Annotated in this window: 10 protein-coding genes; 9 read left to right on the top strand and 1 reads right to left on the bottom strand. The window is 73.4% G+C overall.

Translation table 11 applies throughout. From position 1 onward, the window contains the following. The 7 genes from DMH12_RS09615 (at nt 1) to DMH12_RS09650 (ending at nt 9,626) form a co-directional block, all read left to right on the top strand. Nucleotides 1-393 carry a hypothetical protein gene (locus DMH12_RS09615; RefSeq protein WP_125491139.1) on the top strand — a complete coding sequence of 131 codons (393 nt, stop codon included), beginning with the start codon at nt 1-3 and terminating at the stop codon, nt 391-393. A 200-nt stretch (nt 394-593) separates the two neighbouring features. Next, nucleotides 594-1,475, top strand: coding sequence for a GNAT family N-acetyltransferase (locus DMH12_RS09620; RefSeq protein WP_125491140.1), 882 nt, complete (start codon nt 594-596; stop codon nt 1,473-1,475). 397 nt (nt 1,476-1,872) lie between these two features. Then, complete coding sequence (locus tag DMH12_RS09625; RefSeq protein WP_125491176.1) at nt 1,873-5,010, top strand: discoidin domain-containing protein; 3,138 nt, start codon at nt 1,873-1,875, stop codon at nt 5,008-5,010. Nucleotides 5,011-5,238: 228 nt separating this feature from the next. Continuing rightward, nucleotides 5,239-5,592 carry a hypothetical protein gene (locus DMH12_RS09630; RefSeq protein WP_125491141.1) on the top strand — a complete coding sequence of 118 codons (354 nt, stop codon included), beginning with the start codon at nt 5,239-5,241 and terminating at the stop codon, nt 5,590-5,592. A 30-nt stretch (nt 5,593-5,622) separates the two neighbouring features. Further along, nucleotides 5,623-6,237, top strand: coding sequence for a dihydrofolate reductase family protein (locus tag DMH12_RS09635; protein WP_125491142.1), 615 nt, complete (start codon nt 5,623-5,625; stop codon nt 6,235-6,237). A gap of 316 nt (nt 6,238-6,553) precedes the next feature. Next, a complete protein-coding gene (locus tag DMH12_RS09645) occupies nt 6,554-7,759 on the top strand; it encodes an alanine--tRNA ligase-related protein (RefSeq protein ID WP_125491143.1) in 1,206 nt (401 codons plus the stop codon). Between the two features lie 22 nt (nt 7,760-7,781). After that, nucleotides 7,782-9,626 (top strand): Na+/H+ antiporter NhaA, encoded by a 1,845-nt coding sequence (locus DMH12_RS09650; RefSeq protein WP_125491177.1) that lies wholly within the window; start codon nt 7,782-7,784, stop codon nt 9,624-9,626. Nucleotides 9,627-9,638: 12 nt separating this feature from the next. On the opposite strand, the gene DMH12_RS09655 is transcribed toward DMH12_RS09650, so the two are convergent. Then, nucleotides 9,639-10,574, bottom strand: a complete 936-nt coding sequence (locus DMH12_RS09655) for a MurR/RpiR family transcriptional regulator (protein ID WP_125491144.1) — start codon at nt 10,572-10,574, stop codon at nt 9,639-9,641. Between the two features lie 172 nt (nt 10,575-10,746). Here DMH12_RS09655 and DMH12_RS09660 point away from each other — a divergent pair, with 172 nt between their 5' ends. Beyond that, complete coding sequence (locus tag DMH12_RS09660; RefSeq protein WP_125491145.1) at nt 10,747-12,315, top strand: sodium:solute symporter; 1,569 nt, start codon at nt 10,747-10,749, stop codon at nt 12,313-12,315. A 58-nt stretch (nt 12,316-12,373) separates the two neighbouring features. After that, nucleotides 12,374-13,555, top strand: a complete 1,182-nt coding sequence (locus tag DMH12_RS09665) for an anhydro-N-acetylmuramic acid kinase (protein ID WP_125491146.1) — start codon at nt 12,374-12,376, stop codon at nt 13,553-13,555. The last annotated feature ends 17 nt before the right edge of the window (nt 13,556-13,572 follow it).

Raw genomic sequence — 13,572 nt, forward strand, 5'->3', positions numbered from 1 at the left:
GTGCCACATGTCGACCCTGCGCATCTGGTGGAACTGGCACTCGGAAACGACGTCTCGCGCGACGACGCCGGCGCCCTCCGGCACCTCGCCGCGTGCGGGCGCTGCCGGGAGGAATTGCACCTCATGACCCGCGTCGTCATGGCGGCCCGCGGAGTCGAGGAGCCGGACCTCCCGAGCGCCCCTCCGGCACATGTGTGGCAGCGCATCACCCAGTCCCTGTCCGAGCCGGACGAACCCGCCGCACCGGCACCCGTGGACGCGGGGCGTCACCCGCACACGGCATCTTCCGCGCCGCACCGCATCCGGCCCCGCACCCGCGGGCGCCGCACGGCCGGAGCCGCACTCGGGCTCCTCGCCGGGGCGGCGGTCGTTCGGTGGTGGCGGAGGCGGTGAGCGCGGCTCACGGCGGGGGGCACGCGCCCACCGCCTGCCGGCCACCGGCACGTCATCGACATCCTCCGCGTCCTCACCCTGCGCGAGGGCAGGCCGACGGGGCCGGTGAACCGGCCCCGGGCGAGCGGTTCCCGGGCGTCCGGAGAACGTACTCCGGGCACGTACTCGCCCGGGCCGGGGTGCGTCGGAGATCATGAAGCATGCGACCGGACGACTGGCACGTCACCGAAGACCTCGACGAATTCCTCGCCCGCGCCGGAGAATTCCTGCGCTCACGCCCCGCCCTGCACACCACCCCGCTGACCACGCTGGAGAAGATGCGCACCCGGGGCGCGACGGTGTTCGGCACCGAACCCGTCGTGTTCGGCCTGCTGGAGGCGGGGGGCGAGGTCCACGCGGCGTTCTACCGCCTCCCGTCCCGGCGCCTCACCCTCACCGCCCTCTCCCCCGAACAGGCCGAGGTCCTCGCCACCCACCTGGCGGGCCTCGGTCTCTCCGTCACCGGTGTCACCGCGGACCACGACACCGCCACCGCGTTCGCCGAGGCCTGGCAGCGGCAGACCGGCGCCGCGTCCGCGCACAGCTGGCGGGGCCGGCTCCACCGCCTCGGCACGCTCACCCCACCGGAGCCGCCGCCGGCGGGCCGGGGCCGGGCGGTGGACGAGGCAGAGCACGAACACCTCATGGGCTGGTGCCGCGAGTTCGCCGCGGACGTCGGGGAAACCGTCGCCATAGACACCGCCTCCTGGGCCGGCACCCGCTTCGCCGAGAAGCGGTACACCTACTGGGAGGCCCCGGACGGCACACCCGTCTCCATGGCGGGCGCCAACCCGCTGGTCGGCGGCCAGGTCCGCATCGACCCCGTCTACACCCCGGCCCGGCTCCGGGGCCGCGGCTACGCCGGCGCCGTGACCGTCGAGGTCACCCGGGCCGCGCTGGCCGCGGGCGCGACGGACGTCGTCCTGTTCACCAACCCCGCCAACCTCACCAGCAACGCCCTCTACCGGCTCATCGGATACCTGCCGTACGCCGACTTCACGGGCTACGACCTCGGGGAAGTTCGGTACGGCGGTTGGCGCTGACCGCTGAGGACAGGTTTGCCGACAGCGCAGGCCGAATGGACCATCACAACGGGGAGCGGCACGGCCTCGACGTCCTGCACCGTGACAGCTGGGAGCATCCGCGGGTTCGACCGTGGTGCGGCGTGGCTGCGCTGTGTGCTGAAGATCGGTGGCTGACCTCTGCAGCGTAGGCGGCCCGGTCCCGGCGCCGGCTCGCTGCCAGGTGGAAGAACCCCGTGGCCACGGGGCGGGGGTTCAGCACGGCTCAGAGGAACTCACGGGATGCCGCACACTCCCACCCGGACGCTCCTGGGCCCTCCGCCGGAACGGATGAACGCACGACCATTGACACGCCTCCCCGGGCCGTTCAAGGATGACCTTCGTTGACAACGTTGTCGCCTGGTGAAGAAGGACCATGATGGGCCCCGTTTCCCTCCCTGTCGGCCGCAGGCTCCTGCTCCAACTGCTCGGCGCGAGCGGCGCCGCGGTCGCGCTCCAGCCGGCGCTGAGCGCGTCCTCGGCCGCCGCCTCCGGCTCGGCCGCGGCCCGGTCCGTCGATCCGCCCGACGACGTCGCCGCCACGTACCACCGCGTCCTGCTGAGGCACACCCGCTGGTCCGAGACGCAGTGGGACGAGGCCAAGGGGATCTACACGGACGAGTACTTCGGCTTCGCCGTCGTCCTCGGACACGCCGTGCTGCTCACGCACGGGGCCTTCGACGAGCGCGAGGCCGGCGTCGACCGGGAGACCCTCCGGCGCCGGACCCTGGCGACCCTGCGCCACTTCGCCTCCTCCAACCGGCTCACCGGCGGCACCGAGTGGGGCCGCACCCTGTTCTTCGACACCACGTTCCAGTCGTACTTCATCCTCGCCGCGCGCCTGCTCTGGGACGAGCTGGACGCGGGCACCCGCGCCGCGGTCGACACCATCACCCGCGAACAGGCGGCGTACACCCACTCCCTGGGCACCGGCGACGACCCGGCCTCCGGGGACTGGACGCCCAACGGCCTCCAGGGCGGCCACGTCGGTGACACGAAGCTGGAGGAGATGGGCCTGTACGCGCAGACCCTCGCCCCGGCACTGGCCTGGGCACCGGACGACCGGCGCCGGGCCGGCTGGGCCACCGACTACGGAACCTGGTCGCGCAACGAGGGCGGGCTGCCCGCCGCCGACCTGGCCAACCCGGCGCGCGTGGACGGCGTCCCGGTCTCGCGCAACACCGCGCACAACACGTACGACACCTTCATCGTGGAGAACCACGGCTCGTTCGGGCCGCACTACCAGGCGGAGATGTGGCGCACCTCGGGCCGCAACGCCGCGCACTTCCTCGCGGCGGGCGAGCCGCTGCCCGAGGTCCTGACCAGGCAGCCCAACGCGGAACCGCTGTGGCGCACGCTGCTGGGTGTGATGTCGGACGCGGGCGAGCCGCTGATGCCCATGGTGAACGACCGGGAGCACCTGTACGGCAGGGACGTGATCCCGCTGGCCTTCCTCTCCCGGGTGGCCGGGGACCGGGCGGCGGCCCGCGCGGAGGCGGACCTGGCCGAGCGGCTGGAGGCGTACCAGAAGTATCCGCCGGAGTACCGGCTCGCGAAGTTCTCGGGCGAGCCCAAGTACGAGCCGGAGGCACGCGCGGAACTCGCGATCAGCTACCTGCTGCACGTGTGGCCGACCGCCGGCCGCGGGGTGCGCCCGATGTCGCGCGAGGAACTGTTCGCGCACGCGGCGGGCGTCACCGACTTCGGGACCGGACCGGGGCTGGTCTCCCACCAGTCCCCCGCCGCCTGGGCGGGCGTGGTGACGAAGCCCGGGTTCGCCAAGTTCGGCTGGCAGCCCGGGCACGACGACTGGCTGTTCCGGCTCAGCGGCGCCACCCCGATGTTCCTGCCCTCGACGGCCGCGAAGGTCACCGGCAGGCAGGTCCGGGTGCACACCGCCCTGCGCGACGGGTTCGACGGCACCGCCACGGTGCTGCGGCTGGGAGAGGGCTTCGCGGGGTACACGACACTCCCTTCGGGCGCTGTCGTCTACGCCTCCGACGGGGCGGGAGCGGGCGGTTCGCGGCTGGAGGTGCACAACCTCACGATGCCCGGTGTGGCCGGCCTGGACGGCAGCCGCACCTACCGGTTCGCGGAGGGTTCGGCCACGGTCCGCGCGCAGGACGCCTCGCCCACGGCGAAGGGACGCGTGGACGAACTGGCCTTCCCGGCCGCGACGGTGCGCCACGTCAGGATGCTGGGTGTGCGGCCCGACCCGACGTACGGGTACTCGCTGTACGCCGTCGAGGTCCGCGCCGGGGAGGGCACCGACGACCTCGCGCGCGGCAGGGCCGCGACGGCCTCCTCGCAGTCGGCCGGCATGACCGCCGACCTGGCGGCGGACGGCGACGCGGGCACCCGCTGGGCGGTCTCCCGCGAGGACAGGAAGCGCGCCGACAGCTGGTGGGCGGTGGACCTCGGCGCCGCCCTTGCGGTCGACCGGGTGACCCTGCGCTGGGAGGCGGCCGCCGGGCGCTCCTACCTGATACAGGGCTCGCCCGACGGTGAGCGGTGGACGGACCTGGCCACCGGACCGGCCCCGGCGCTGCGCAGCGAGGGCGGCTGGCTCGACATCGACGGCCGCGCCGGTCTGGTCGTCCGCGGCGGCGACGGCGGGCACACGGTGGCCGTGTACGGCGACACGATCGTGCCGGCCGAAGGGGCGCGGGACGCCGTCGTGATCGAGGGGCACTGCGGTGCGTCCCCCGCCGAGTTGCGCGCGCTGGCGGGCCGGCCGGCCCCCGTCGCCGAGGACGCCCGGGTCCGCGCGGCCCTCGTGGACGATCACCTGAGCCTGTTCAACCTCTCGGCGGACGCGGTCGACACCGGGGTCGAGGTGCCGCAGGAGGGGCGTCACCGGCACGTGTACGAGGGCGAGCAGACGGTGACCCGGCAGGGCATCGGCTACACGGCGCACCTGGACGCGGCCTCCGCGCTGCTGCTCCCGCCCCGGTTCACGCTCGTCCCGCTCTCGGGCGGGAACCTGCCGCCGGGGCTGCGGGTCAGGGTGGGGGACGGGGCGACCCTGCACCTGTCGGGCCCCCGCTGCCGGGTGCGGATCGAGGCGCAGGGGCGCAGCACCGTCACGACCGTGCGCACCGGGCACGAGGTCCGTGTCACGCTGCGCGGCGCGCGGCCCTTCCCGCACGACGACCACGCCCTGGGCCGGAACACCTTCCCGACCAATCCGCTGCCGCCGGGTATGTCCAGCCCGGGTGCCGCCGTGGACGGTGCCCCCGACACGGCGTGGCGGCCGGGCCGGGACGGCCGCATGGTGGTCGACCTCGGCGCGAGCACCGAGGTGCGCCGGGTGGAGGCGGAGTGGACGACCGGCTCGGCACCGGCGGCCCGCGTGGAGTTCAGCACCGACGGCGTGCGGTACCGGCGGGCGGGGACACTGACCGGACACGGGCGGGTGCGCGCGGTCGCGTACCGGGGCTCGGCGCGCTACGTCGCGGTGGCGGTGGACGGCACGCCCCGCGCGCACGAAGGGCTGGTGCGGCTCTCCGTGAACTGAGGAGGACGGGGCGGCTGGGCGGGCAGGGCAACGCGGTGTGGCCGCCGCGCCGGCTGCCCATCGTGCTGGGGCTGCGGCAGTTCCCCCGGTCGGGCAACGCCGTCGACATGGCCCTGGGCCAGGTGCTGTCCGGCACGGAACCGGCCACCCGGGGCGCGTTGACGGGCCGGCACCCCTGCGGACCCGGACTTCGCCGACCAGCGGCTCCCCCAGGACGCCGGACGTGCCGTGTGGTCCTGCGCCCGCGCCGTCACCTGGCGCGGCACCGACGAGGTCTCCGTGGACCTGCGCACCGGCGAGGCCGCCCAGCCGGTGGTACGGGCCCGGGGAACGGCGGCGTGCAGCCGGTTCGGCCAGCACGTGGTGGCCGACACCCGCTGGCGTTCCCCCGACGGCGACTGGTACGTCCTCGCCGCCGGCAGCCGCGCCGTGACGGACCTGCGCGTGACGGGTGAGGTCACGGCCGAGAGCGACGACCGGACCCTGGCGGTCCGGGCGCCCCGGGAGGACCAGGCCGAGGTCACGGGCCGGCTGCGGACCGGCGAGGACCTGGCCTCCCTGACCGGCGACGGTGACCGATGAGTTCCGCCGGCGGCACGGGTCCACCCTGACATGACGCACATCATCGCGGACATCTCGGTCTCCCTCGACGGCTTCGTCACCGGACCCGACCCGGGCCCGGACAACGGGCTGGGCACGGGCGGCGAGGCCCTGCACACCTGGGCGTTCTCCGACGACCCCGACGACCGCCGGATCCTGCGCGAGGCCACCGCCCGGTCCGGTGCGGTCGTCCTCGGCCGCCACCTCTTCGACGTGGTCGACGGACCGGGCGGCTGGGACGACACGACCGGCTACGGCGCGGGCGAGGTCGGCAGACCGGCGTTCGTCGTCCTGACCGGCTCACGACCGGAGTCGGTGCGCCTCACCGGCCTCGACTGGACCTTCGTCACGACCGGCCTGGCCGACGCGGTGGCCACCGCGCGCGAGCGTGCCGAGGCGGCCTCGGCGGCAGCCGGCCGGGACCTCGACGTCGTCCTCATGGGCGGCGGCGCCCTGATCGGTTCGGCGCTCGACGCGGGACTGGTCGACTCGCTGACGCTCCACCTGGCACCCGTCGTGCTCGGCACCGGGACGCCGCTGTTCCCGGGCCGGGCTCCCCGCTCGCTGGTACAGCGGAGCGCGACCCCGACGTCGACCGCGACCCACCTGACCTACGACGTGCTCTGACGCCGGCCGGCCCCGCCTTCGGCCGACCCGGGCATCTCGGCCGGCCCGCGCATCTCGTCCGGCCCGCGGATATTCGCGTGCGCCGAGCGGCGGCGGGCGCTACCGTCGTCCGCATGAACGTCATCGGCCGAAGCACCTTCGCGACCGCGCGAGCGACCAGCTCGCCGGCCGCCGCCGTCTGACCTTCTCCCTTTCCACCGGCGACCGGAAACGGCCCGTCGGTGGTCTCGTGGCGTTCCGGCCCCTCGCCTCGCCGCCCCGCTCGCACGGACCCGTTCTCCGGTGCCTCCCGCCACGCAGCGAAGGAGTCACCCCCATGGACACCGAGCAGATCGTCCGCACCTTCACCGAGTACTACGAGGAACACGGTCACCGCCGGATCATCGGCTCGACCCTCCTGCCCCCGTCCGGCGACGCCGTGCTGTTCACCACCTCCGGGATGCATCCGCTCACCCCGTACCTGGAGGGCCGTCCGCACCCGCTGGGCCGGCGGCTGGTCAACGTCCAGCGCTGTCTGCGCACCACGGACCTCGATGAGGTCGGCGACAGCACCCATCTCACCGTCTTCGAGATGCTCGGCACCTGGTCCCTGGGCGACTACGAGAGCTCGCAGAGCCTCGACTGGGCCCACCGGCTGCTCACCGAGGGCCTGGGGATCGATCCGGAGCTGCTGCACGCCACGGTGTACGGCGGCGGGGACCAGGTGGGACCGGACACCGACTCGCTCCGGCTCTGGCAGGAGCGGGGCGTGCCGGTGGAGCTGACGGTGGAGGACAACTGGTGGTCCAACGGTCCGGTCGGCCCGTGCGGACCCGATTCGGAGATCTTCCTGTGGACCGGTGACACCCCGCCCCGGTCGACACCCACCCGCGACGACCGCTGGGTCGAGGTGTGGAACCACGTGATGATGCGTCACCGCCGCCTGGACGACGGCAGCCTGGTGCCGCTCCCGCAGCGCAACATCGACACCGGCCTCGGCCTGGAGCGCCTCTCCTCGCTGCTCCAGGGCAGGTCGTCGGTGTTCGAGTGCGACGTCTTCGACCCGTGGCGGCGACTGGTGCCGCCCCTGTGGCCGCTGGACGAACCGTCGCTGCGACTGGTCGTCGACCACCTGCGCTCGGCCGTCGTCATCATCGGTGACGGGGTCCGCCCGGCCAACACCGGCCGCGGGTACGTGCTGCGCCGCCTCGTGCGGCGCGTCCTCACCGTGCTGTGGCGGGACGACCCGTCGCGCGGTCTCGGCGACCTTCCGGAGGAGCTGCTCTCCCACACATTGGACCACTTCCGGCAGGAGGGGGACCCCGAGACCGTACGGCGACTGCTGCTGGAGGAGGAACGCCGGTTCCGCGGGCTCCTCGAGCGCGGCCGGAGGGTGCTCTCCCGCCCCCGTTTCCGCGGCCCGCTGGGAGAGGACGACTTCCACTACCTCCACGACACCCACGGCCTGCCGCGCGACCTGGTGACGAGCCTGCGCGAGGAACGGGTCCCGGGCGGCCATAATCGCCCGCGTGAGCGAGACTGAGTCCCACAAGACGGCGCAGGGGATGTCCACCAGGGGCGGTACCCGCTGGCGCACCTTCGTGCAGACGGAGACCGGCAGCGCGGTCCTGCTCCTGGTGGCCGTCGTCGCGGCGCTGCTCTGGGCCAACATCGACCTCCACTCCTACGAGGCCGTGTGGCAGGCCCACTTCACGGTCGGCTTCGACACCCGTCACCTGTCGCTGACGGTCCACGAGTGGATCAACGCGGGGCTGATGAGCCTGTTCTTCCTCGTCGTCGGTCTGGAGGCGCGGCGCGAGTTCGACATGGGGGAACTGCGGGACCGGCGGTGGGTGCTGCTCAGCGCGGTGGCCGGCCTCGGCAGCATGGTGGTTCCGGCCGTGATCTACGTCGCGATCAACGCCGGGCACGACTCGGTGCACGGCTGGGGCACGGCCATGTCGACCGACACCGCGTTCGCGCTGGGCATCCTGGCCGTCCTGGGCCGTCGGCTGCCGGCCTCGCTGCGGGCGCTCATGCTGTCCATCTCGGTCGTCGACGACGTGGTGGCGCTGCTCGTCATCGCCGTCTTCTACAGCGACGAGATCCACCTCCCGGCGCTCCTCGTCGCCCTGGGCGCGCTGCTGGCCGTCGTCGTCGTGCTGCGGCTTGCGGACGCCGGCCGCGGCCTGTTCTGCGCCCTCTTGGCCGTGGTGGTGTGGGTGGCGCTGCACGAGGCCGGGGTCGATCCGGTCGTGACGGGTCTGGCGGTGGGGGCCCTGGTCATCGCCTACCCGGCGCCGCGTGGGGATCTGGAGCGGGCGAGCCGCCTCTTCCGGCTGTTCCGGGAGCAGCCGACGCCCGAGCTGCAGCGTTCGGCGGCGCGGGGCCTGGCCTCGGCGATCTCGCCGAACGAGCGGCTGGAACAGCGGTTCCTGCCCTGGGTGAGCTTCGGCATCGTGCCGCTGTTCGCCCTGGCCAACGCGGGGATCGAACTGAGCGCCGCGCGGCTGGCCGACGCGTTCACCTCGCCCGTCACGCTGGGCATCCTGTGCGGCTGCGTGGTGGGGAAGATCGTCGGTGTGGTGGGTTCCATGGCGGGCGCGCAGCTGCTGTCGGGGCGGCGGCTGCGGCCCAACGTGGGCTGGGGCTCGGTCACCGCCGCCGGATCGATCGCGGGGTCGGCCTTCACCGTGTCGCTGCTGATCGCCGCGATCGCCTTCGAGGGGGAGGAGCTGAACCAGGCGCGCATCGGCATCATCGCCACGCTGATCGGCTCGTTCGCGGTCAGCTGGGCGGTCTCCGGGGTGATCGGCCTGCTGCCCGCGGCGCGGCGGACGAGGGCCCTGCTCGGCACGTCCGAACCACTGACGGATCTCGGGGTGGCGGTCGACGAGCGCCACGACCATGTGCGCGGTCCCGCTGACGCCGCCGTGACCCTGGTGGAGTACGGCGACTTCGAGTGCCCGTACTGCGGCCAGGCCGAGGGCGTGGTGCGCGACCTGCTGGGCAGCGAGACCGATGTCCGCTACGTGTGGCGTCATCTGCCGCTTACCGACGTGCATCCGAACGCCCAGTCGGCGGCCGAGGCGTCGGAGGCGGCCGCGCGGCAGGGAAGGTTCTGGGACATGCACGACCGGCTGATGGTCCGCCAGGACGAGCTGGGCGAGCGGGATCTGCTGCGGCACGCTCGCGAACTGGGCCTGGACATGGAGGTGTTCCGCGAGGACCTGGCGCGGCGCCGGGGCGCCCGGCGGGTCGCCGAGGACGTGGACTCGGCGGACCTGAGCGGCGTGTCGGGCACGCCGACCTTCTTCGTCAACGGCAGGCGCCACCGGGGTGCCTTCGACATCGACGCCCTGAAGCGGGCGGTCGAGCAAGCCAGGCGGCGGGCCCTGGCCGGCGGATGAGGTGACGTCCGGTCAGGTGTTGCGGCGGGCCGGGCGGCGGCGGCGCTGGACGGCGCCGTAGGTCTTCTCCAGTGCGGCGGTCGACGCGTCGTAGGAGCGCTGGGCCACGCCGACGAAGAGGCAGTCGACGACGGCGAGCTGGGCGATGCGGCTGACGGTCGCGCCGGAGCGGAACGGGGTCTCCCGGGCGCAGGTGGTCAGTACGAGGTCGGCGCCGGTGGCGAGCGTGGAGCCGGGGTCGTTGGTCAGGGCGATGGTGGTGGCTCCGCGTTCGGCGGCGGCCTGGAGGGGTTCGGTGGTGTCCTCGGTCTCGCCTGAGTGGGAGACGGCCAGCGCCACGTCGCCGGGCCCCAGGAGCGCCGCCGCGGTGAGTGCGGCGTGCCGGTCGCTCCAGATGAAGGCCATGCGGCCTATGCGGTGCAGCTTCTGGTGCAGGTCCTGGCCGACGAACGCGCTGGCCCCGACGCCGAAGATGTCGACCCTGCGGGCCCCCGCCACCGCGTCGACCGCCCGGCCCAGCGCCTCGATGTCGAGTCCGGCGCCGGAGTCCTCCAGGGCCCGGACCTCGTTGTAGATGATCTTGCCGACTATGCGGTCCAGCGTGTCCGTCGGGCTGATGTCGGTGCCGCCGCGCTCCGGGCGCTCACCGCCCAGGGCGTGTTCGCGGGCGGCGGCGGCGGCCAGCGCGAGGCGCAGCTGAGGGTAGTTGCCGGTGCCGATCGTGCGGCAGAACCTCATCACGGTGGCGGCCGACGTGTCCGCGCGCTCCCCCAGCGCGTTGATGGACAGTTCGGCGACCTGTCCCGGGGCGGCCAGGACGGCGTCGGCCACCCGGCGTTCGGAGGGGGCGAGGGAGGGCCGGGCGGCACGGACCCGCGTGAGGATGTCGGCGAGCGGGGCGTCCTGTGCGGACTGCTCCGGCACGCCGGACGAGGACTGGCGGACCATGGCCCCTCCTGAGTGTGGTGGAGACAGGTTAATGGGGCCACCCGGGTTGGTCAAAAATTTACGTACGGTCCGACAGGCCGTTACTTATTGACATCCGGAGTGCGGCATTCCCATACTCGGACGGCCCTCTCCCCACGCCGGCGACCCCACCGGCCAGTGTCTAGGAGCACGCGTGCGCCAGCTCGACCTCGTCGTGATCGTGGTCTATCTGATCGGGATCGCCTGGATCGGCCTGCGGAAGGCCGGCAAGCAGAAGTCGGCGAAGGACTACTTCGTCGGTGAGGGCCACATGCCGTGGTGGACGGTGTCCTTCTCCGTCGTCGCCACCGAGACCAGCGTCCTGACCGTGATCAGCGTCCCCGGCGGCGCCTACAGCGGCCAGGGCTTCGGCAACGTCGAACTCGCCCTGGGCTACGTCATCGGACGCGTCGTCGTCGCCACCGTACTCATCCCCCTCTACAAGCGCGGCGGGTTCGTCAGTGCCTACCAGTACCTGGGCGACCGGTTCGGGCTGAAGCTGCAGGGGCTCGCCTCGGTGACGTTCGTCTTCACCCGGCTGCTGGCCGAGGGCGTCCGGCTGTTCGCCTCCGCCATCCCCATCAAGCTGCTGCTCGACGAGTTCGGCGTGCACGCGAGCTACCGCGTGATCATCATCGTGCTCACGCTGATCACCGTGGTGTACACCTACCTGGGCGGCATCAAGGCGGTCATCTGGACCGACGCCATCCAGATGGGCCTCTACCTCGGCGGTGCGATCCTCGCCGTCGCGGTGCTGTCCGCGCACGTCGGCGGTGACGGTTACGCCCGCGCCTGGGACGCCGGGCGGTTCACGCTCTTCGACACCGACTTCACCCTGGCGCACGTCCTCACCAGCCCGTTCGCCCTGCCCACCGCCATCATCGGCGGCGCCATCTTCGCCATGGCCAGCCACGGCTCCGACCAGCTCATCGTGCAGCGGGTGCTGGCCACCCGGACGCTGCGCGAGGGCCAGAAGGCCATGATCGCCTCGGGTGTCTTCGTCGTCATCCAGTTCGCCGCGTTCTCGCTCGTCGGCGCGCTGCTGTGGTCGTACAACCAGGGCAGGTCGTTCTCGGAGCTGGGGCTGTCCAGCTCGGACAACCTCTACCCCGAGTTCATCCTGAACGGGCTGCCCGTCGTCGTCTCCGGGCTGCTGGTGGCCGGCATCCTGGGCGCCGCGATGGGCTCGCTGTCCTCGGCGCTCAACTCCATGTCGAACTCGACGGTCGCCGACATCATCCACAGCTTCTTCCGCAGCACCCCGTCCGAGGAGTCGCTGCTGCGGCTCGCCCGCTGGATGACGCTGGTGTGGGCGACCCTGATGGCCGTCTTCGCGTGCGCGTTCAGCGCGAGCACCGGCAACGTCTACCTGACCGGGCTGACCATCGCCGGCTACACCTACGGCGCGCTGCTCGGCGCGTTCCTGCTCGGGCGGCTGGTGACCCGCGCCAACGAGGTGGACTCCGTCGTGGCCTTCCTGGTGACCATCGGGGTGATGACGTACATCGTGCGCGTGGTCAAGATCGACGTCACGACGGGCGGGACGACGGTGTCCCAGGCCATCGCGGCCCAGTGGCTGGTGCCCATCGGAGTGGTGATCACCCTGGTCGTCGGCGGCGTCCTGAGCCTGTTCCACCGGGCGCCGGCGGCCGGCGGGGGCGCCCTGAAGGACGCCGAGCCGGGCAGCGGCCCCGACCGGCTCACCGCGGCCGGCCGGAAGTGAGCGGGCCGCCCTCCGGCCCGGACCCCTCCGGCCCGGACCCCTTCGCACAGGAGACGTCTTGCGTGTGATCGGCCTGATGTCAGGCACCTCCTACGACGCCGTCGAGGCGGCCGCCGCGGATCTCGTCCTCCAGGACGACGCCTTGGTGATGCGGCCCCTCGGGCATCTCTCGGCCCCCTACCCCGACGAACTGCGCGAGCTGATCGAGGGGTTCCTGCCGCCGTCGGCCACGACCGCCCGCACCGCCGCCGTGCTCGACACCGGCATCGGCCGTGCCTTCGCCGACGTGGCCGTCCGCGCCCTGCGCGAGCTGTGCGACGGGACCGCGGACCTGGTGGTCTCGCACGGGCAGACCGTCTACCACTGGGTCGAGGACGGCGCCGTGCGCGGCACCCTGCAACTGGGCCAGCCCGCCTGGATCGCCGAGGCCACCGGTCTGCCCGTCGTCTCCGACCTGCGCGGCAGGGACGTCGCGGCCGGCGGTCAGGGCGCCCCGTTGGTGGCCATGACCGACGCCCTCGCCCTGGCCGCGCTGCCCGGCACCCCGGCCGCGCTCAACCTGGGCGGCATCGCCAACCTCACCGTCGTCGCCCCCGGCGCCGACCCGCTGGCCTTCGACACCGGGCCCGCCAACGCGCTGATGGACGCCGCCGTACGGCACTTCACCGGGGGCGCCCGCGGGTACGACGAGGACGGGCGGCGGGCCGCCGCGGGACGGGTCGACGCGGCGCTGCTGCGGGTGCTGCTGGACGACCCGTACTACGCCAGGCCGGCCCCGAAGAGCACCGGCAAGGAGCGTTTCCACCTGCCCCACCTGCTGGAGGCGCTGGCCTCGGCGCCGGTGCCGGAGCCGGACGACGTGCTGGCGACCCTGGCCCGGCTCACCGCGGTCACCGTGGCCGACGCCTGCCGGGCGCACGGGGTCACCCGGCTCGTCGTCTCCGGCGGCGGGGCGCACAATCCGGTGCTGATGGGCATGCTCGCCGAGGAACTGCCCGGCGTGCCGCTCGGGCCCAGCGACGCGCTCGGGCTGCCGTCCGACGCGAAGGAGGCCCTCGCCTTCGCGCTCCTGGGCTTCCTCACGGTGCACGGCCTGCCCGGCGCGATCCCGTCGGGAACCGGTGCGCGCCGGGCGACGCTCCTCGGCAGCATCACCCCGGGCCGGGAGCCCCTGCGCCTGCCCGAGCCCGCCACCGTGCCGCCCCGGCTGCTCCGCGTCACGGACGAACCGGTGTCGTGACCGCCGTCCACCGCCCG

Origin of the sequence: Streptomyces sp. WAC 04229 (assembly GCF_003947455.1) — a bacterium.
Taxonomy (GTDB): domain Bacteria; phylum Actinomycetota; class Actinomycetes; order Streptomycetales; family Streptomycetaceae; genus Streptomyces.